Here is an 18,176-nt window from a genome sequence, read left to right as displayed (position 1 = left end):
GCGATCACGAACGAGAACCGTGGAGGCTTCATGAACGTGCATGCCGCGATCGATTCCAAGGCGTCCGGCCTCACCCGTCCGAACGGCGATCCCCTCCGCCTGAACACCAAAAATTTCGTGGCGATCGATCGCGACCGGAATGCAGCGCACGAGGCGACGTATCGGCCGCAGGCGCTCTACAATCGCGCCAACGAAGGCTTTCACGCCAACAACGAAACCTTCCTGCTCCACGAGGTTTCGACAAACCTGCCGATTTACCTGCCCGATACCGGCCCAACCGATTTCCATCTTCACCTGCCACCGGGCGGTTACCAGCTCGTGCTGGTCACATCGGGCGTGTTCACCTTCGATTACGATGGCCGGGTCTACTATGTCGGCCCCGGTGCGGTGATTCTGCAGAGCGCGATCGTGCATCGCCAGCTGTTTTACACCTGGGCGGGGCTGTCCACGGAAGAGAACCTGAAAACGCCACAGACCGTGGTGCCGGATCCGATTTCCATGGGCTATTCCGGCAAGTTTCTCGAGGGCTTCATTACCGATCCCACGACCTTCCCCAACCCGACGGTGGTGGGCCCGGATCAGATCAACGAGGCGGAAACACCGCGTGTGGCATGGAGCCATCCGCTGCATAACCGCCCGTCCGGCGCCGCTTTCTGGCTGCAGGACCCGCTGGAGCTGGAAGCGCTCTACAGGCCGCTGCCGGCGGGGTGCCCCGTCAAATCCGCCGGGCCTGTTTATGTGCGCGATATCGGAATCGAGATTCCAAGCGGCCGGCTGACGGCCGGACACATCATCGCGACCGACCCGCGTGGCCAGTCGCTGTTGCCGAAGAGCACGTCAGCAACAGCGGACACCGCCTTTCTCGATAAGGGCGAGGTGGTCATCTATCGCGTCATTCGCGGCACGGCCGAATTCAGCAACAGCGCGGGCGAGAATTTCGAGCTTGCGACCGGCGATACGGTCACGGCGGGCAAGAACACGATCACGCTCACGGGGGTCGGCGAGAATACACAAATCCTCCGGCTCGGCCTGCTGAAAGGAATGGAGAATCTTCGCAGCTGGACGCCGACGCAGCGTGACGAAATTGACGGCCTGGCTGGTCAAATCATTACGCGGAAGGACATTCGTCCGCTGCGTACCGAAGGAAAGCCGGTCGGGTATTTGTACGAATGATGCGGGCGCCATCCGATCGTGATCATGACCAAGAGGGAGTTGCGCGATGTCATCCCCGGAGGAATTAACCTTTGTGCTCGGCCGCTGGCTGCGACCGATTGTGATCGTGCTCCATGTGGTGCGCCGCATAACATTCCAGCCGATATCTAGCCGTGAACAGGCGAGTACAGCCCCGAACCGCTGATTCGGGCGCGATTCGTTCCCACCGCGTTCCAAAGCTTAAGGCGCGGCCGCCTGCCGTCGCATTGTGGCACAACGAGCCGGTCTCAGGACCGGGCGCGAATCGGAGCAGCGGGCAGGCGCCAGCCGACCACGGTGGCCTCGACGGCGCCGCCGGAATCATTGTTGCGCCATGCGCCATCGACGAAGCGGCAGGCGAACGGCAGCTGGTAGGTGCCGCTGTGATCCTCGCAAAGCACCTGAACCGGCTGATCCGGCGGCGGTTCGCCATTGCCATTGAACTCGGCCAGCCGTCGTTCGCGTGTTGCCATCTAGTGATTCTCCCTCAGTGACACACCTGGCACCGCGGTTCCGGAGCCGCGCCAGCGCCGTCGCTTGCCTCAGGTGGGGTGTCCCGCGCAAACCTCAACGCGCGAATGAGGTTTCAGTATGGTAGCCTCGGTGGCTGGTTCCATCTCGCGACAAATTGACCGCGACATCCACTTTTGAATGAGGATTTCAATGATCGGCCGGATCGTTCTCGTCGCGTCGATGGTTATCGCGCCCCATCTCCTGACGCCCGCCTGTGCTCAGGACGTTCCCGGCATCGAGATCTGCACCGTCGAAAAGACCATGGAGCGGCGCACCAGCTGCCTGCAGAGCAATGTCGATTTCCTGATGAAGACGATCGCCAAGCTCAGTGGTGAACACCGGCAGAAAATCGACGCCGCCAGCCGCCAGATCGATGGCCTGAAGAGTGCGGTCGTCAGCCTGCAGAAGACCGTCGACGACCTGCAGGCGGCGCAGAAGAAGCCGGCTGAGGACACGAAGAAAAAGGTGGATGCGCCGGCGGCGAAGGATGCGGCGAAATAGGACCCGCGCCGTTCAGCCGGGAGAGCGGCCAGCGAAGTCGAGCACGTCCCGGCGTCGGTGACACCTGAGAAATACAACAACATAGGTGAGCAGGACGAACAGCGGGCCGAGCATGATCACGACGGCCGGCTTGCGCACGCCTGACGGGCCAACCAGAAAATTTCCGAACCCGCGGGCGAGGCAGCTGGGCGAGAGTTCACAAGCGCAGAACAGCAGAAAGACCGGAGTGACGCTGAGTACGGTCAGCAGCGCGAGGATGAAGCAGATCACGCTGGAGGTCCGTCCCATCTTGCCTCGCATGGGATTGGTCGCAACGGGTTGCGGTTTCGGCCGCCGGTGGATCCGCCATGGCCGGCGCGAGTGGTGAAAAGTGTCATTGATGGCTGTCATGCCCTGACGATGCGCCGCCGGTTGGCAGTGCGTTTGCGAGGCATGGTCAGGATTTGCGGATTCCTGTGCAGATATCGCGCAGACCGGGAGGCGCGCCGGTGGCCGCGAATTCGGCGCCGGTCCGGGCCGACCGTGCCGCTGGGCTGCCCTGCACCGTCAGTTGCTTGGCAAGCGATATCGACTTTGCCATAACATGGCGCAACGAAATCGTGCGCGTGCGGAATGAGCCTTTAATCCGCCTGCAGCCATAAAAGCGGGGGGATTCCTGTGTCCAATATTCGTGTTCTCGCCACCGGCCTGGAGTTTCCCGAAGGTCCCGTCGTGATGCCGGACGGTTCGGTAGTGCTGGTCGAAATCCGCGGCCGCCGGCTCACGCGCGTCTGGCCCGATGGCCGCAAGGAAACGGTCGCGGAGATGCCGGGCGGCCCCAACGGCGCCGCCCTCGGCCCCGACGGCAAGATGTACGTCTGCAACAATGGCGGCTTCAGCTGGATTCCGACCAAAAACATGATCATGCCGGGCCCGCAGCCCGAGGACTATCTCGGCGGCTCGATCCAGCGCGTCGACCTGCAAAGCGGCAAGGTCGAGACGGTCGTTTCAAAGTGCGGCGAGCATGGGTTGCGCGGGCCGAACGACCTCGTGTTCGACAGGCATGGCGGCCTCTGGTTCTCCGACCTCGGCAAGCGCCGAGCCCGCGAGATGGATGTCGGCGGCATGTACTACGTCAAGCCCGGCATGAAGGAGATCGTCGAGGTGGTGCATGGCATACTGCCGGCCAACGGCATTGGCCTGTCGCCGGACGAGAACACCGTCTACATCGCCGAGACGCCGACGGCCCGGCTGTGGGCGTACGAGATTTCCGAGCCCGGCGTGCTGAAGCCGCGCGACGTGATCTATCGCGGCGAGCGCGGCAAGCCGATCTGCGGTCTCGGCGGCTACCAGATGTTCGACTCGCTGGCGGTCGAGGCCAACGGCAACATCTGCGTCGCCACGCTGGTCTCGGGCTGCATCTCGGTGATCGCGCCCGATGGCACTTTGGTCGAGCAGATCCCGACCGGCGATCGCGTCACCACCAACATCGCCTTCGGCGGACCTGAGTTGAAGACGGCGTACATCACGCTGTCGGGCAAGGGCGAGTTGATCGCGATGGACTGGGCGCGGCCGGGCCTGGCGCTGAATTTCTTGAACAAATAAAGGTGTCAATTCCGTCATTGCGAGCGCAGCGAAGCAATCCAGCTTTTTTGTGAAGCGGCAAAGAAAGCTGGATTGCGTCGTCGCAAGAGCTCCTCGCAATGACGGCATAGAGAACGGAGTAACATTACATGCCCTGGCTTGAACCCGTTACCCTTGGCGGCGCGCATGCGCAGCTGAAACCGCTGTCGCACGATCATCTCGACGGGCTGACCGAGGCGGTGAAGGACGGCGAGCTGTGGAAGCTCTGGTACACCTTCATTCCCAGGGCCGAAGACATGCGCAAGGAGATCGATCGCCGGCTCGGGCTGCAGGCCTCGGGCTCGATGCTACCGTTCACCGTGTTCGATGCCGACGGCAGGATCGCGGGCATGTCGACCTACATGAACGTCGACGCGGCCAACCGGCGCGTCGAGATCGGCTCGACCTGGTATGCCAAGCGCGTGCAGCGCAGCGCGCTCAATACCCAGTGCAAATTGCTGCTGCTCGGCCACGCCTTCGAGCAGCTAGATTGCATTGCGGTAGAGTTCCGCACGCATTTCTTCAACCACCAGAGCCGGCGCGGCATCGAACGTCTCGGCGCCAAGCAGGACGGTATCCTGCGCAACCATCAGGTCGCGCCCAACGGGACGTTGCGCGATACCGTGGTCTACAGCATCATCGCCAGCGAATGGCCGACGGCGAAGGTGCACCTCACCTATCAACTCAACGAAAAGGCGCGGTAGCTCTATCCGCGCCGGAAAAAATACGATGGAAACGTTCGATTACGTGATTATCGGCGCGGGCTCCGCGGGCAGCGTGCTCGCCAACCGGCTGAGCGAAGACCCCGGCACCAGCATCTGCGTGCTGGAGGCCGGCCCCAGCGACTGGCACCCGTACATCCATCTGCCGGCGGGATTCATCAAGACCTTCCACATGAAGAGCATCAACTGGGCCTACCAGCAGGAGCCGGGGCCTTGGACCGGCGGCCGCAGCATCTACGCGCCGCGCGGCAAGACGCTCGGCGGCTCCTCCTCGATCAACGGCCACATCTACAACCGCGGCCAGCGTCAGGATTTCGATACCTGGGCGCAGCTCGGCAATCGCGGCTGGGGTTATCCGGACGTGCTGCCCTATTTCAAGCGGATGGAGCGGCGGGTCGGCGAGGGCGAGGATACGTTCCGCGGCCGCGACGGCGCGCTCACCGTCACCACCATGGACTGGCGCGATCCGCTTTGCGAGGCCTTCATGGCCGGCGCGGTGAGCCTCGGCATTCCCAAAAATCCCGATTATAACGGCGGCATCCAGGAGGGCGTTTCCTACGCCCAGCGCACCATCAAGGACGGGCTGCGCGTCAGCGCGGCGACCGCGTTCCTGCGTCCGGCGATGAAGCGGCCCAACGTCCATGTGCGCACCCATGCGCATGCCACCAACATCATCTTCGAGGGCAAGCGCGCCGTCGGCGTGCGCTACATCCGGGGGGGCAAGGGCGGTACGCCGGTCGAGGTGCGCGCCAACAAGGAAGTCATCCTTTCCGGCGGCACCTACAACTCGCCGCAACTGCTGCAATTGTCCGGCGTCGGATCGCCGGAGCTGCTGGGCTCGCTCGGCATCGAGGTACGCCACGCGCTCACCGGTGTCGGCGAGGGATTGCAGGACCATTACGCGCCGCGCTCGGTCGCGCGCGTCAAGAACATCAAGACCATCAACGAGCTCAGGCGCGGCCTCAGCCTGTGGGTCGAGGCGCTGAAATGGGCGACGACGCGGCGCGGCCTGCTGTCGCTGTCGCCGACCATGGTCTACTGCTTCTGGCATTCCGGCGAGAGCACCGAAAGCTCCGACCTGCAGCTGACCTTCACGCCGGCGAGCTACAAGGAAGGCGTGCAGGGCCAGCTCGAGGACGAGCCCGGCATGACCGTGGCCTCGTGGCAGCAGCGGCCGGAAAGCCGCGGCTATGTCCGCGCCCGCTCGGCCGATCCTTTTCAGCCGCCAATCATCCAGACCAATTACCTGGTCGAGGAACTCGATCGCCGCACCGTGGTCGCCGGCATGAAGCTGGCGCGGCGGCTTTTGTCGTCGGCGCCGCTGGCGCCGTATTACGCCTATGAGGATTATCCCGGCCCCAACGTGCAGAGCGACGATGAATTCCTCGCCGCCGCAACCGAGCGCGGCACCACCACCTTCCATCCCGGCTGCACCTGCCGGATGGGTCCCGCCGACGCCAAATGGGCCGTGGTCGACGACCAGCTCCGCGTCCACGGGCTGCAGGGCCTGCGCGTCGTCGATGCCTCGATCATGCCGCGCATGATCTCGGCCAACCTCAACGCCTCCACCCTGATGATCGCCGACAAGGCCAGCGACATGATCCGCGGCAAGGCCGCGCCGGAGGCTGTGGTGGTGTAGGCGGGCTGTTCGCGAGACCCGGCGAGCCGGGTGTCTGGCCGCAGGGCCGAGGCGTGCTCGCCGCCGATTAGAATACCGAAAACAACCCCATGCACAGTAGCCGGGACCCGCCGGCAAGGATGCTTTGCCCCGGTCCTCGTCGACGGCATCCAGCCAGGCGAGTACCTTCAGGTCAGGCGTCCGCCGCTGCGCTTCCGACAGCACGTTGGTATCGAGCAGCAAATTCAAAGCGTCACATCGCGAGGCGTGTCGCTTTGGCGCTCCAGCTCGAGATCGGCGCCGCGCAGCGGCGATGCGAGCAGGAATTCGGCCAAGGTGCCTTTGCGCAAGGTCTTGCGCGCCCATTCCTCGGCGGAGACGATGACCGCGCGCGGCTTGCCGTTGCGGGTGATGGTTTGGGGGCCGGCCTGGGCGCGATTCACCACCTCGGAGAACCGGGCCTTGGCACCCGCGAGCGTCCAGGTGTCCTCAGCTGGCGGTGAGGGTGGGGTATTGTTGCCTTTTGTCATGTGGAAACCTCCAATGACCAATATGACCAATATATTGCTTGAGGGCGCCGCCGCGATGGTCAAGTCGCGATTCAGAGGTTATTTCGTCATCCGGCAAGGCCGCGCCGGAGGCGGTGGCGCTGCGATGGCCGGCTAGCGCGATGCACGAGTAGTAGTCTTGTAGGCACGGCCGACTTCTTCACGTGCCTGCGAGTGACGACTCGCCCACGTTCTATTCAATGCGCAACCGTTCCTGATCCATCCGCTGATCGCCTGGCTCGCACCCGGCTTGCTTCCCGGTGGCTTGTGACGGAGCGAGCGAGTGCATCGTTTACGGACGCGTGGATCTGCCATGAGCCCCTTGCGCGCATAGTCCCGTAGCCCGGATGGAGCTCTTGCGAAATCCGGGGCCACCGCTCCATCCGTTCCCGGATTGCGCCACCGGCTCGGCGCTTGGCGCCGACCCGTTGGCTCCATCCGGGCTACGAAGAAGAATTATCGCGGGCCTGTCGCGCAATGTCTGGCCGGCATGAAGCCGGCCAGACCATTGCAGGATTTCTACCGTTCGGCCTTCACCAGCTGATAGGTGCCGTGCTCGAATATGTCGTAGACCGCCAGTGCCCTGGCGTCGGCGAACGGCAAAAACTGCATCATGATCACGCCGGCGATGCCGCTGATGGGATCGATCCAGAAGTACGTGTTGTTGATGCCGGCCCAGCTCAGGCTGCCGGGGGAGCGCTTGCCTGGTACCTGATCGGCCGTGATGAGGAAGCCGAGCCCCCATTTGTCGCGTCCGTCGGCGATGAAGGTGAAGTCGGCGCTGCGCGGCAGCGCGCTCTTGAGCGCGGGGACCGTGATCGCACCGATGTGGTTCTGGCCCATCAGCGCCACTGTCTCGGCCTCGAGCACGTGCGCCCCTTCGAGCGCGCCGCCGCCCAGCAGCATGCGCACGAAGCGGCCGTAGTCGTCAGCGGTCGAGGCGAGGCCGCCGCCGCCGATCGGCGATGCGATGGTGAGCCCGAGCTGCGGCCTTTGCAGTTCGATGGCGCCGTCCATGCGCTCGCCGCTGCGCCACTGTTGCGCGACGAGGCGCGGCCCCTTGGCCTCCGGCACGTTGTAGGAGGTGTCATTCATCCCGAGCGGGGCAAGGATGTGCTGGCGGAAATAATCCTCGAGCAACTCGCCGGATATCACCTCGACCAGTCTGCCGACGACATCGGTAGAGGTGCTGTAGTGCCAGCGCTCGCCCGGATCGAACAGCAGCGGTCCGCCGAACGGATAGGTTTCGCCGGCACGCGGTTTGAAATCGCGCCAGGTCTCACTGGTGAACGGATAGGCGAGGCCGGACGTATGCGTCAGGAAGTGTCTGACGGTGGCCGGTCGCGATGCCGGGCGGAGCTGGTAGGCGCCGGTCGCCGGGTCGAACGATTCGAAGACTTTCAGTCCGGCAAGCTCGGGCAGGTATTTTTCGGCCGGATCGTCGAGGCCGAGGCGGCCCTGCTCGATCAGCTGCATCAAGGCCACCGACGTGACCGGCTTGGTCATCGAGGCGATGCGAAACAGCGCATCTGATGTGAGCGGGCGCCCGGTCGCGACATCCGCCACGCCGAAGGCGCTCTGATACAGCACGCGCTCGCGATCGGTGACCAGCGCGACCACGCCCGGCACGTCCTTGCGCTCGACCGCGCCGCGCAGGCTGGAGTCGAGGGCTGCACGCTCCGGTGAATTCCCGGCGCCCGCCGTGCCGGCCAAGGCAGGCTTCCCCACCTACACCTCGCGCCGGCTCAGAAACGCCAGCCGCTCGAACAGGTGCACGTCCTGCTCGTTCTTCAGGAGCGCGCCGTGCAGCGGCGGGATCAGCTTGCGCGGGTCGCGCTCCCTGAGCATTTCCGGCGTCATGTCCTCGTTGAGCAGCAGCTTCAGCCAGTCCAGCAGCTCCGAGGTCGACGGCTTCTTCTTCAGGCCGGGCACTTCGCGCACCTCGAAGAATATCCGCAGGGCTTCTTCCACCAGGCGCTTCTTGATGCCGGGGAAATGCACGTCGACGATGCGCTGCATGGTGTCGGCATCGGGGAACTTGATGTAGTGGAAGAAGCAGCGGCGCAGGAACGCGTCCGGCAGTTCCTTCTCGTTGTTCGAGGTGATCATCACGATCGGGCGCAGCGTCGCCTTGATATTCTCGCCGGTCTCGTAGACGAAGAATTCCATGCGATCGAGTTCGAGCAGGAGATCGTTGGGGAATTCGATATCGGCCTTGTCGATTTCGTCGATCAGGAGCACCGGGCGCTTCTCGTGGGTGAACGCCTCCCACAATTTGCCGCGCTTGATGTAGTTGGCGATGTCGGAGACCTTGGCATCGCCGAGCTGGCTGTCGCGCAGCCGCGACACCGCGTCGTATTCGTAGAGGCCCTGCTGCGCCTTGGTGGTGGACTTGATGTGCCAGGTCAGCAGCGGCGCCCCGAGCGCCTTGGCGACTTCCTCGGCCAGCACGGTCTTGCCGGTGCCGGGCTCGCCCTTGATCAGCAGCGGGCGCTCCAGCACGATCGAGGCATTGACGGCGATCTTGAGGTCATCCGTGGCGACGTAGTCCTTGGTGCCGGTAAATTTCATTTTAGTCGTTGCCTTGTTGCTTGTTCTTGAGCGCGACGCAGCGCCTCTGTCTCTAAAGGAAACGACCGCCGGATCGGCGGTCGCCATGGGGTGAGAGGTTGGTCAGACCCGTTTGACCAGCGAGAGGATGACGAGGACGATCACCGCGCCGATGGTGGCGTTGACGATGTCGCGGAATGCGCTGCCGCCGAGGCTGACGCCCAGTTGCGGCAATATCCAGCTTGCCACCAGCGCGCCGATGATGCCGATCACGATATTGCCGATCAGCCCGAAGCCGGCGCCGCGAACGATCAGGCCGGCGAGCCAGCCGGCGATCGCGCCGATCACAATTGCCGCCAAAATACTCATTGATAATGCCCCACTGATAAAGCCCTGATGGACCAATTCTAGTTGAAAAAGCCGGCAGGTCTAGGCCTCTTGGAGGCGCGCAAGGCCCTTGACGTTGGCGGTCCGGCGGGCAATCTGTAGCCCATGTTCTTGCAATTCTTCACATCGCTGCGCGATGCCCAGGTCCCGGTCACCTTGCGCGAATATTTGACGCTGATGGAGGCGCTCGACGCCGACCTCGCCGAGCAGACGGTGGAGAATTTCTACTACCTGTCGCGCGCGGCGCTGGTGAAGGACGAGCGCAACCTCGACAAGTTCGATCGCGTGTTCGGTTCCGTGTTCAAGGGGCTGGAGAGCCTGCTCGACGCCATGGAGAAAGCGGACATTCCCGCCGAATGGCTGAAGAAGCTCGCCGAGAAATACCTCACCGAGGAAGAGAAGAAGCAGATCGAGGCGATGGGCTGGGACAAGCTCATGGAGACGCTGCGCCAGCGCCTGAAGGAACAGCAGGGCCGGCACCAGGGCGGCAACAAGTGGATCGGCACCGCCGGTACCTCGCCGTTCGGCGCCCATGGCTACAATCCCGAGGGCGTGCGGATCGGCCAGGACAAGAACCGCAACAACCGCGCCGTGAAGGTGTGGGACAAGCGCGAGTTCAGGGATCTCGACGGCAATGTCGAGCTCGGCATCCGCAACATCAAGATCGCGCTGCGGCGCCTGCGCAAATTCGCCCGCACCGGCGCCCCCGACGAACTCGACCTCGACACCACGATCCGGGAGACCGCCAACCACGGCTATCTCGACGTCCATATGCGCCCCGAGCGGCGCAACGCGGTCAAGGTGCTGGTGTTCTTCGATATCGGTGGGTCCATGGATTCGCATATCGAGCAGGTCGAGGAGCTGTTCTCGGCGGCGAAGAGCGAATTCAAGCACATGGAATATTTCTACTTCCACAATTGCCTCTATGAAGGCGTCTGGAAGCAGAACAAGCGGCGCTTCACCGACCGCACGCCGACCTGGGACGTGCTGCATAAATATCCGCACGACTACAAGGTGGTGTTCGTCGGCGACGCCTCGATGAGCCCCTACGAAGTCATGGTCCCCGGCGGCTCGGTCGAGCACGTCAACGAAGAGGCCGGTTCGGTCTGGCTGGAGCGCATTACCCGCACCTATCCGCATGCGGTGTGGCTCAACCCGGTGGCGCAGAAGCACTGGGACTATTCGGAATCCACCACCATCATCCGCCGGCTGTTCTCGGAACGCATGTACCCGATCACGATCGAAGGCCTCGAGGGCGCGATGAAGGAACTGGTGCGGTAGACTTGCTTACCTCTCCCTTTGGGAGAGGTCGGATCGCTCTTGCGATCCGGGTGAGGGGTTACGGACTAGCGATAGACCGTAACCCCTCACCCCAACCCTCTCCCGATGGGAGAGGGGGCCGACCTGTTTCGCTGTGCCTTCATCGACCCATATCAAGAGGGAAGCTCAAATGCCCCAGACCATCCACACCGGCATCAAGGCCTTGATGGACGCAGCCAATGCCGAGATCGAGACCTTGAGCGCCGCCGAGGCCATCCAGGCCGCGCAGGATGACGGCGTCGTGATCGTCGATATCCGCGATCCCCGCGAGATCGAGCGCGACGGCAGAATTCCGGGGGCGTTCTCCTGCACCCGCGGCATGCTCGAATTCTGGATCGACCCGGCGAGCCCCTACGCCAAGCCGGTGTTCCAGGAAGACAAGAAATTCATCTTTCATTGCGCCGGCGGCCTGCGCTCGGCGCTGGCGGCCAAGACCGCGCAGGATATGGGACTGAAGCCGGTCGCCCATGTAGCCGGCGGTTTCGCCGCCTGGCGCGACGCCGGCGGTCCGGTAGAGAAATTCGAGCCGAAGAAGAAGGGTTGAGACTTCATTCGTCATTCCGGGGCGCGCGCCAGCGCGAACCCGGAATCTCGATCGAGTTAGGCACATCGAGATTCCGGGTTCTCGCCTTAGGCTCGCCCCGGAATGACAACAGGGATTTGGTACGATGACTTCATCCACCGACGATCCACTTGTTTCCACCGACTGGCTCGCCGCCCGTCTCGACGATCCCAAAGTCAAGATCATCGACGCATCTTCCAAGCTGCCCGGCGTGCTGCCGCTGCCGTCGGAGGATTATCTCGGCGGGCATATTCCGGGCGCGGTGTTCTTTGACGTCAACGCCATTGCCGCGCCCGATGACCCGCGGCCGCATATGTATCCCGATGCCGCGCAGTTCGCGCGCGACGTCGCCGCACTCGGCATTTCCTCCGACGATACCGTGGTGGCCTATGATTCCGGCGGCTGGACCGCGGCGCCGCGGGCGTGGTGGATGTTCCTGTCGTTCGGCCATCCCAATGTGAAGGTGCTGGACGGCGGCCTGAAGAAATGGCTGCGCGAGGGCCGCCCGACGCATTCCGGCAAGGTCACGCCGAAGCCCGGAAAATTCCGGGCCAAGCTCGATTCCAGCTATGTCCGTAGCCAGCAGCAATTGGTGGGCAATCTCGAAACAAAGGCCGAGCAGGTGGTCGATGCGCGGGCGCGGCCGCGTTTCGAGGGAACGGTCGCCGAGGTGTGGCCCGGCCGCCGCTCGGGTCATATCCCTGGCAGCCGCAACGTGCCCTACAACGAGTTGTTCGATGCCGGCACCGGCGCGATGAAACCGCTGGAGGAGTTGCGTCGAGCCTTCGCGGGAGCGGGCGTCGATCTGACCAGGCCGATCGTCACCAGCTGCGGCTCCGGCGTCTCCGCGCTGGTGCTGACGCTGGCGCTGTACCGGCTCGGCGTGCGCGGCTCAGCGCTGTATGACGGCTCGTGGGCCGAATGGGGCCTGCCCGACGGCCCGCCGATCGCAACCGGTCCGGCGTGACCGAAAACTTCAGCGGCTGCGTGTGGTGATTGTCGGCTGCGCGAACGGATCGGCGGCCTGTTGCTGAGCCGCGGCCTGTCGCGCCCGCAACGCGATCCTGCGTCGTTCCTTGGCGCGCCGCGCCTGGAGGCGTTTCTTGCGCGCTTCAGGGTCGGGCTTGGCGCTGGCGGCCTTCGCCGGCGGCGGTGTCTCGATGGCAACCGGCGGACCGCCCAGGGTGGCGATCCTCGTTGCGGTGATATCGGTGTCGGCCGCGGGCGGTGCGATCGATTGTTGAGGTGCGGGCGCGACGGCTTCACTGGCGGGCGGCAGGACCTGTTCCGCCGTCGCCATCCTGGTTTCCTCAGCCGGGACGGGGGCGGGGGTGTCGACAGCCGGCGCCTCGCTTTGCCCTGACATTTCCGGGGCCGCGATGTCAGGCTTCGCGGCCTCCGGCGGGTTTTTGTCCTGCGGCACCAGTGCGGCGATCTTCTCGGGCTGATCCGGCATCGGGGCGATCGCCGCCGGCTCGGCTGGCGCCGAGGCCGCGGGAATACTGTCCGTGGCCGTCGGCTGGAGCGGCTCCGGTTCGACCCGCAATATCGCCAGCACGGGCATGGGCTCTTCTTTTAGGGCTTCCGTCGGGGCGTTGTTCTGCCGGGCAAATTTCGGCTCTGGCGCCACGCGCCAGGCCGGGGTGCTGGCAAATTCCTCGTGGGCGGCGCGCAGCAGGGCCGCCGCGCCGAGCCCGAACACCAGGACCGACATCGACAGCACGATCGCGGCGAGCAGAAAACGAAAGCCGGGAAGCATGGAACGCGATTTCCGCCTTCGCAGCTGATCTGGGAAGGCCTTTGAACCCAAGGGAACGCGGTTGGAACGCGGTGACCACACACACTTGACCGGCTTCGCGACGCGGGCCGCCGCCGGCGCGCAGCGAATCAGGCTGATTTCAGGATAGCGCAACCGCTTCCCGGACGTTTGCACCAATTCGACGGCGGGGTACCCCGCCGACCCCGTTTTCTTGCGGGGTGCGGCATCGCGGCCACGCTGCCCGGTTCATCACAATATGCTGGAATCGGGCCTGATTTTGCGGTTTTGTCTTGAATGCGCCGCTATCTTCGGCCATCTGCCATTAACGGTCCGGTGTCGGCTTGGGGTCTATACAAGAGCGATGATGATCAAACGCATTCTGACGATTTGTGCTGCCTTGGCGGCGGGCGCGGCGGGAACCTCCATGGGGATCTCCGTTGCGCTGGCGCAAGGCTATTCGCAGCCCTCCGGTCCCTTGTATTCGGCCGCGCCGGCGCCTTATCCGCCCGGCGGCTATATTGTCGATGAACGCCGCGCCCCCGGCGCGCCGGATTTCGACGCGCTGGATGACGATGACGACGCGCCGAACGCGCAGAGTTCCACCGCCCTGTCGCCCCCCGGCCCGGTGCTTTCGCCGGCCGATCCGCGCTATGGCAGGCCGGACAGCCGGCCGGTTTACTCCGACCGCGCCCCCGGCCCGATCCTGTCGCCGAGCGATCCGCGCTACGGTCGTCCCGATGGACCGCCGCCGGTCATCTATTCGGACCGCCCCGCCGGTCCGCCGCAACAGACCTATTCGGATCGCGGCAACGACGACCCTCGCGCGCTGCGTCCGCCGGGAGGCATTGGCGAGCCGCAAGGCCTTAATCCACAAGGCGTCACCGGAACGGTGCAGCCAGGCGCCCCGCAGGGGGCCGACGGCCGTCCGTTGGTACTGTCGGCGCTGCCGCCCGAAGAACAGCCCGAAGTCGGCCCGGCGCAATTGCCGCCGCATCTGCGCAAGCAGGAAGTGGCCTACGCCACCAAGGAGCCGGCGGGAACGCTCGTTGTCGATACCCCCAACACCCACCTCTATTACATCCTGGGTAATGGACGGGCGATCCGCTACGGCGTCCGCGTCGGCCGCGACGGCTTCACCTGGAACGGGGTGCAGAAGGTCTCGCGCAAGGCCGAGTGGCCGGATTGGCATCCGCCGACCGAGATGATCGAACGTCAGCCCTATCTGCCGCGCTTCATGGCCGGTGGCCCCGGCAATCCGATGGGCGCGCGCGCCATGTATCTCGGCTCCACCGTGTTTCGTATCCACGGCACCAACCAGCCTTCCACCATCGGCAAGTTCGTCTCCTCGGGCTGCATCGGCATGCTGAACGAGGACGTCTCGGACCTGTTCGACCGGGTCAAGGTCGGCACCCGCGTGGTCGTGTTGCCCGGCGGCGCGCCGCCGGCATCGACCGCCACCGCTTCGGCCCAGCCGCTGCCCGCTGCGGGCCCAGGCCCGGCTCAGGCCTACAACGCTCCGGTGCCCGGCCAGCAGCCCACCGTGGTGCCGCCGCTGCCCGCGCCGGTGACGGTAAGGTAGTCGATCTATTCTGAACTCGAAGCGGGTCGCTCTCACCCTCCCCTGGAGGGGGAGGGTCGGCTCACATTGAGCGCAGCGAAATGTGAGGCGGGGTGGGGTGATCTCTCAACTCGGACACTGTTCGAGACCAGAGACCGTCACCCCACCCCGCCGCTCTCCGGACGATGCTTCGCATCGCCGGGTTCGCGTCGACCCTCCCCCTCCAGGGGAGGGTAAGAAGCTACGCCAGCCGCCGCGCCGGCTCGCCCTTGAACCAGGCGTCGATGCCCTCGACCATCTGGCTGTAGTGGTTGCGAAAACTCTCTTCGGTGACGTAGCCGAGATGCGGCGTCAGCACGAGATTGTCGAGCTTGCGGAACGGATGGTCCACCGGCAGCGGCTCGACCGAGAACACGTCGACCGCGGCGCCGGCGATCTTCTTCTGCTGCAGGGTTTGCAGAAGTGCGTCTTCGTCGATGATCGGGCCGCGCGCGGTGTTGACGATGTAGCTGGTCGGCTTCATCCGGGCGAGATCCGCCGCGCCCACCAGTCCGCGCGAGCGCTGGCTCAGCACCACATGGACGGTGATGATATCGGCGGTGGCGAACAGTTCCTCCTTGCTGGCATAACCGACCCCGACTTCCTTGCATCGCTCCGGCGTCAGGTTCGGGCTCCAGGCGATCACCTTCATGCCGAAGGCCTGTGCCAGCCCCGACACCTTGGCGCCCAGCTTGCCGAGGCCGACCACGCCGAGCGTCTTGCCCTCGATCTCGATGCCGGCGAATTTCTGCAAGGGCTCGCCGGCATGCATGCGCGCGTTCTCGCGGCCGATATTGCGGGTCAGCTCCAGGATCAGGCCCATCGTCAGCGGCGCGGTGGGATCGCGGGAAAATTGCGTCCCGCACAGCACGATACCTTGATCCTTCGCCGCCTCCAGATCGAGCGCGGCATTGCGCATGCCCGAGGTGATGAACAGTTTCAGCCTGGGCAGCGCCGCGAACAGCGCGCGGGGGAACGGGGTGCGTTCGCGCATCGCGCAGATGATCTCGAAATCCTTGAGCGCGTCGGCGGCGGCCTGCTGCGAAGCGAAGGGCTGGTCGAACACGGTGACGTCGACGCGATCGGAGACCTTGGACCAGTCCGCGAGCGTCAAGGCCACGTTGAGATAGTCATCGAGAATTGCACAGCGCAGCCGCGTCATGGAAAGGTCCGTTCATGGCGATGATGACGGGGCGGAAACGCGCCGTCGGGGAAGCGCCATGGTCGCGCGCAATCGACAGGCGCGCAAGCGCCTGCGGCATCAAAGTATCGCTGCCCATCCTTCGAGACGGCCACTTCGTGGCCTCCTCAGGATGAGGTTTGACTTGCTGAAACACACACAACCTCATGCTGAGGAGCGAGCGCAGCGAGCGTCTCGAAGCATGGGCGGCAAGCGCCAGGGTCAGCCGCCGTGGCGGTGCGCGGCGGTCTGCTTGGCGCGGCAGGCCGGGCCGGGGCCGCGCATGTAATGCAGTTCCGGCCGGTACGAATCGAAGGCCCGGGCGAGGAACTGGCGGCAAAAATCACGGATTTCGGCGAGAGGATTGCTGTGTCCGTCGCGGCGGTTCGCCGGGGAGGAGAGCTGTTCTGACGTGATCGTTGCCATGACGGACCTGCCTTCTTGCCGGGCGACTTCTGTCGCGCGGAGCGCTTTTTGTGGCGCTGGCGGCCAGTTTTGGGCGGGAGTCATTAAAAGAAGGTTTCAATTGCACCTACTCGTAATGATACTGGTGAACGAATGGAAAACCGTTGCCGCGCGGTTGCCCTTTGGGGCCTGTCCCGCTACATCAGCGGCAGCAAATTTCCGTAAAATCCACGGTTTCCAAATCCACGGTTTCAAGGGATCGCGATGGCCCGTCAGTTCGTCTATTTCATGCAGGGTCTGTCCAAGACCTACCCGACCCGCAAGGTGCTGGATAACGTCCATCTGTCGTTCTATCCGGACGCCAAGATCGGCGTGCTCGGCGTCAACGGCTCCGGCAAATCGACGCTGCTGCGGATCATGGCCGGCCTCGACAAGGAATACACCGGCGAGGCCTGGGTCGCCGAGGGCGCGCGGGTCGGCTATCTCGAACAGGAACCGCAGCTCGACGCCGCCAAGACGGTGCGTGAGAACGTCATGCTCGGGGTCGCCAAGCAGAAGGGGATCATGGATCGCTACAACGAACTGGCGATGAACTATTCCGAGGAAACCGCCGATGAAATGACAAAACTGCAGGACGAGATCGAGGCCGCCGGCCTCTGGGATCTCGACAGCAAGGTCGACCAGGCGATGGAGGCGCTGCGCTGTCCCCCCGACGATTCCGACGTGACCAAGCTTTCCGGCGGCGAGCGCCGCCGCGTCGCTTTGTGCAAGCTGCTGCTCGACCAGCCCGATCTGTTGCTGCTGGACGAGCCGACCAACCATCTCGACGCCGAGTCGGTTACATGGCTGGAAGGCCACCTGCGCAAATATCCCGGCGCGATCCTGATCGTCACCCATGACCGCTACTTCCTCGACAACGTCACGTCCTGGATTCTCGAACTCGACCGCGGCAAGGGCATTCCCTACGAGGGCAACTACACCGCCTGGCTGTCGCAGAAGCAGAAGCGCCTGGCCCAGGAAGGCCGCGAGGACGCCGCGCATCAGCGCACGCTGGAGCGCGAAAAGGAATGGATCGCGGCCTCGCCGAAAGCCCGCCAGGCCAAGTCCAAGGCGCGCTACCAGCGCTACGAGGACCTGCTGAAGCAGGCCGGCGAGAAGCAGACCCAGACCGCGCAGATCACGATTCCGGTGGCCGAGCGCCTCGGTCAGAACGTGGTCGATTTCGAGGGCCTGACCAAGGGATTTGGCGACAAGCTCCTGATCGACAACCTCACCTTCAAGCTGCCGCCGGGCGGCATCGTCGGCGTGATCGGCCCCAACGGCGCCGGCAAGACCACGCTGTTCCGGATGATCACCGGGCAGGAGAAGCCGGACAAGGGCACCATCACGATCGGCGAGAGCGTGCATCTCGGCTATGTCGACCAGTCCCGCGACAGCCTCGACGGCAAGAAGAGCGTGTGGGAGGAGATTTCCGGCGGCAACGAACTCATTCTGCTCGGCAAGCGCGAGGTCAATTCGCGCGGCTATTGCTCGTCGTTCAACTTCAAGGGCGCCGACCAGCAGAAGAAGGTCGGCTCGCTGTCAGGCGGCGAGCGCAACCGCGTGCATCTGGCCAAGATGCTGAAGTCCGGCGCCAACGTGCTGCTCCTCGACGAGCCGACCAACGACCTCGACACCGAGACGCTGGCGGCGCTGGAAGAGGCGCTGGAGGAATTCGCCGG

Annotated in this window: 20 protein-coding genes; 11 read left to right on the top strand and 9 right to left on the bottom strand. The window is 64.4% G+C overall.

The window, feature by feature from the left end:
- The first annotated feature begins 30 nt into the window (after window positions 1-30).
- Window positions 31-1,173 (top strand): hypothetical protein, encoded by a 1,143-nt coding sequence (locus Q7T45_RS00310; RefSeq protein ID WP_304865923.1) that lies wholly within the window; start codon window positions 31-33, stop codon window positions 1,171-1,173.
- A gap of 266 nt (window positions 1,174-1,439) precedes the next feature.
- Here Q7T45_RS00310 and Q7T45_RS00305 read toward each other — a convergent pair whose 3' ends face one another.
- On the bottom strand, window positions 1,440-1,664 hold the full coding sequence (locus tag Q7T45_RS00305; RefSeq protein WP_304865883.1) for a hypothetical protein: 225 nt from the start codon (window positions 1,662-1,664) through the stop codon (window positions 1,440-1,442).
- A 190-nt stretch (window positions 1,665-1,854) separates the two neighbouring features.
- Between Q7T45_RS00305 and Q7T45_RS00300 the strand changes: the two genes are divergently transcribed.
- Window positions 1,855-2,205 (top strand): hypothetical protein, encoded by a 351-nt coding sequence (locus tag Q7T45_RS00300; RefSeq protein WP_370691185.1) that lies wholly within the window; start codon window positions 1,855-1,857, stop codon window positions 2,203-2,205.
- 12 nt (window positions 2,206-2,217) lie between these two features.
- On the opposite strand, the gene Q7T45_RS00295 is transcribed toward Q7T45_RS00300, so the two are convergent.
- Window positions 2,218-2,493 carry a hypothetical protein gene (locus Q7T45_RS00295; RefSeq protein ID WP_304865880.1) on the bottom strand — a complete coding sequence of 92 codons (276 nt, stop codon included), beginning with the start codon at window positions 2,491-2,493 and terminating at the stop codon, window positions 2,218-2,220.
- Between the two features lie 369 nt (window positions 2,494-2,862).
- On the opposite strand from Q7T45_RS00295, the gene Q7T45_RS00290 reads away from it, so the two are divergent.
- The 3 genes from Q7T45_RS00290 to Q7T45_RS00280 all read left to right on the top strand — a co-directional run bounded on the left by Q7T45_RS00290 (window position 2,863) and on the right by Q7T45_RS00280 (window position 6,168).
- A complete protein-coding gene (locus Q7T45_RS00290) occupies window positions 2,863-3,789 on the top strand; it encodes an SMP-30/gluconolactonase/LRE family protein (RefSeq protein ID WP_304865878.1) in 927 nt (308 codons plus the stop codon).
- 128 nt (window positions 3,790-3,917) lie between these two features.
- The gene (locus Q7T45_RS00285) at window positions 3,918-4,511 is read left to right on the top strand and encodes a GNAT family N-acetyltransferase (protein ID WP_304865875.1); all 594 of its coding nucleotides are present in this window, start codon (window positions 3,918-3,920) and stop codon (window positions 4,509-4,511) included.
- Between the two features lie 25 nt (window positions 4,512-4,536).
- Window positions 4,537-6,168 (top strand): GMC family oxidoreductase, encoded by a 1,632-nt coding sequence (locus tag Q7T45_RS00280; RefSeq protein WP_304865872.1) that lies wholly within the window; start codon window positions 4,537-4,539, stop codon window positions 6,166-6,168.
- A gap of 224 nt (window positions 6,169-6,392) precedes the next feature.
- Here the strand turns inward: Q7T45_RS00280 and Q7T45_RS00270 are convergent, their stop codons facing one another.
- A complete protein-coding gene (locus tag Q7T45_RS00270; RefSeq protein WP_304865869.1) occupies window positions 6,393-6,677 on the bottom strand; it encodes a type II toxin-antitoxin system Phd/YefM family antitoxin in 285 nt (94 codons plus the stop codon).
- Between the two features lie 13 nt (window positions 6,678-6,690).
- On the opposite strand from Q7T45_RS00270, the gene Q7T45_RS00265 reads away from it, so the two are divergent.
- A complete protein-coding gene (locus tag Q7T45_RS00265; RefSeq protein WP_304865866.1) occupies window positions 6,691-6,813 on the top strand; it encodes a hypothetical protein in 123 nt (40 codons plus the stop codon).
- Window positions 6,814-7,214: 401 nt separating this feature from the next.
- On the opposite strand, the gene Q7T45_RS00260 is transcribed toward Q7T45_RS00265, so the two are convergent.
- From Q7T45_RS00260 to Q7T45_RS00250, 3 genes are all read right to left on the bottom strand, one after another.
- Window positions 7,215-8,408, bottom strand: coding sequence for a serine hydrolase (locus Q7T45_RS00260; protein WP_304865864.1), 1,194 nt, complete (start codon window positions 8,406-8,408; stop codon window positions 7,215-7,217).
- 15 nt (window positions 8,409-8,423) lie between these two features.
- A complete protein-coding gene (locus tag Q7T45_RS00255; protein ID WP_304865862.1) occupies window positions 8,424-9,266 on the bottom strand; it encodes a MoxR family ATPase in 843 nt (280 codons plus the stop codon).
- A 102-nt stretch (window positions 9,267-9,368) separates the two neighbouring features.
- Complete coding sequence (locus tag Q7T45_RS00250; RefSeq protein ID WP_304865859.1) at window positions 9,369-9,614, bottom strand: GlsB/YeaQ/YmgE family stress response membrane protein; 246 nt, start codon at window positions 9,612-9,614, stop codon at window positions 9,369-9,371.
- Window positions 9,615-9,737: 123 nt separating this feature from the next.
- Here Q7T45_RS00250 and Q7T45_RS00245 point away from each other — a divergent pair, with 123 nt between their 5' ends.
- The 3 genes from Q7T45_RS00245 to sseA all read left to right on the top strand — a co-directional run bounded on the left by Q7T45_RS00245 (window position 9,738) and on the right by sseA (window position 12,481).
- Entirely contained in the window at window positions 9,738-10,913 is a 1,176-nt protein-coding gene (locus Q7T45_RS00245) for a VWA domain-containing protein (protein WP_304865856.1), read from the top strand.
- Between the two features lie 169 nt (window positions 10,914-11,082).
- Window positions 11,083-11,496, top strand: a complete 414-nt coding sequence (locus Q7T45_RS00240; RefSeq protein WP_304865853.1) for a rhodanese-like domain-containing protein — start codon at window positions 11,083-11,085, stop codon at window positions 11,494-11,496.
- A gap of 124 nt (window positions 11,497-11,620) precedes the next feature.
- A complete protein-coding gene (sseA, locus tag Q7T45_RS00235; RefSeq protein ID WP_304865850.1) occupies window positions 11,621-12,481 on the top strand; it encodes a 3-mercaptopyruvate sulfurtransferase in 861 nt (286 codons plus the stop codon).
- A 9-nt stretch (window positions 12,482-12,490) separates the two neighbouring features.
- On the opposite strand, the gene Q7T45_RS00230 is transcribed toward sseA, so the two are convergent.
- Window positions 12,491-13,273 carry a hypothetical protein gene (locus Q7T45_RS00230; RefSeq protein ID WP_304865846.1) on the bottom strand — a complete coding sequence of 261 codons (783 nt, stop codon included), beginning with the start codon at window positions 13,271-13,273 and terminating at the stop codon, window positions 12,491-12,493.
- A gap of 361 nt (window positions 13,274-13,634) precedes the next feature.
- On the opposite strand from Q7T45_RS00230, the gene Q7T45_RS00225 reads away from it, so the two are divergent.
- A complete protein-coding gene (locus Q7T45_RS00225; protein WP_304865843.1) occupies window positions 13,635-14,852 on the top strand; it encodes a L,D-transpeptidase in 1,218 nt (405 codons plus the stop codon).
- A gap of 220 nt (window positions 14,853-15,072) precedes the next feature.
- On the opposite strand, the gene Q7T45_RS00220 is transcribed toward Q7T45_RS00225, so the two are convergent.
- Window positions 15,073-16,032 (bottom strand): D-2-hydroxyacid dehydrogenase family protein, encoded by a 960-nt coding sequence (locus tag Q7T45_RS00220; protein WP_304865840.1) that lies wholly within the window; start codon window positions 16,030-16,032, stop codon window positions 15,073-15,075.
- A 240-nt stretch (window positions 16,033-16,272) separates the two neighbouring features.
- Window positions 16,273-16,476, bottom strand: a complete 204-nt coding sequence (locus Q7T45_RS00215) for a hypothetical protein (protein ID WP_304865836.1) — start codon at window positions 16,474-16,476, stop codon at window positions 16,273-16,275.
- Window positions 16,477-16,719: 243 nt separating this feature from the next.
- On the opposite strand from Q7T45_RS00215, the gene ettA reads away from it, so the two are divergent.
- A partial coding sequence (ettA, locus tag Q7T45_RS00210) for an energy-dependent translational throttle protein EttA (protein WP_304865833.1) occupies window positions 16,720-18,176 on the top strand: 1,457 nt, incomplete at its 3' end.

This window comes from Bradyrhizobium sp. (genome assembly GCF_030646015.1).
In the GTDB taxonomy this organism is placed as follows: Bacteria; Pseudomonadota; Alphaproteobacteria; order Rhizobiales; family Xanthobacteraceae; genus Bradyrhizobium.
The sequence above is the reverse complement of the archived record's forward strand: the minus strand, read 5'-3'. Positions and strand labels throughout refer to the sequence as shown.

Bases quoted from the DNA above. Each gene is read 5' to 3' on its own strand.
- Q7T45_RS00300 (WP_370691185.1), top strand. From the start codon at position 1,855: ATGATCGGCCGGATCGTTCTCGTCGCGTCGATGGTTATCGCGCCCCAT.
- Q7T45_RS00295 (WP_304865880.1), bottom strand. From the start codon at position 2,493: ATGGGACGGACCTCCAGCGTGATCTGCTTCATCCTCGCGCTGCTGACC.
- Q7T45_RS00310 (WP_304865923.1), top strand. From the start codon at position 31: ATGAACGTGCATGCCGCGATCGATTCCAAGGCGTCCGGCCTCACCCGT.
- Q7T45_RS00215 (WP_304865836.1), bottom strand. From the start codon at position 16,476: ATGGCAACGATCACGTCAGAACAGCTCTCCTCCCCGGCGAACCGCCGC.
- Q7T45_RS00285 (WP_304865875.1), top strand. From the start codon at position 3,918: ATGCCCTGGCTTGAACCCGTTACCCTTGGCGGCGCGCATGCGCAGCTG.
- Q7T45_RS00220 (WP_304865840.1), bottom strand. From the start codon at position 16,032: ATGACGCGGCTGCGCTGTGCAATTCTCGATGACTATCTCAACGTGGCC.
- Q7T45_RS00225 (WP_304865843.1), top strand. From the start codon at position 13,635: ATGATGATCAAACGCATTCTGACGATTTGTGCTGCCTTGGCGGCGGGC.
- Q7T45_RS00280 (WP_304865872.1), top strand. From the start codon at position 4,537: ATGGAAACGTTCGATTACGTGATTATCGGCGCGGGCTCCGCGGGCAGC.
- Q7T45_RS00270 (WP_304865869.1), bottom strand. From the start codon at position 6,677: ATGACAAAAGGCAACAATACCCCACCCTCACCGCCAGCTGAGGACACC.
- sseA (WP_304865850.1), top strand. From the start codon at position 11,621: ATGACTTCATCCACCGACGATCCACTTGTTTCCACCGACTGGCTCGCC.
- Q7T45_RS00250 (WP_304865859.1), bottom strand. From the start codon at position 9,614: ATGAGTATTTTGGCGGCAATTGTGATCGGCGCGATCGCCGGCTGGCTC.
- Q7T45_RS00230 (WP_304865846.1), bottom strand. From the start codon at position 13,273: ATGCTTCCCGGCTTTCGTTTTCTGCTCGCCGCGATCGTGCTGTCGATG.
- Q7T45_RS00255 (WP_304865862.1), bottom strand. From the start codon at position 9,266: ATGAAATTTACCGGCACCAAGGACTACGTCGCCACGGATGACCTCAAG.
- Q7T45_RS00305 (WP_304865883.1), bottom strand. From the start codon at position 1,664: ATGGCAACACGCGAACGACGGCTGGCCGAGTTCAATGGCAATGGCGAA.
- Q7T45_RS00245 (WP_304865856.1), top strand. From the start codon at position 9,738: ATGTTCTTGCAATTCTTCACATCGCTGCGCGATGCCCAGGTCCCGGTC.
- Q7T45_RS00240 (WP_304865853.1), top strand. From the start codon at position 11,083: ATGCCCCAGACCATCCACACCGGCATCAAGGCCTTGATGGACGCAGCC.
- Q7T45_RS00265 (WP_304865866.1), top strand. From the start codon at position 6,691: ATGACCAATATGACCAATATATTGCTTGAGGGCGCCGCCGCGATGGTC.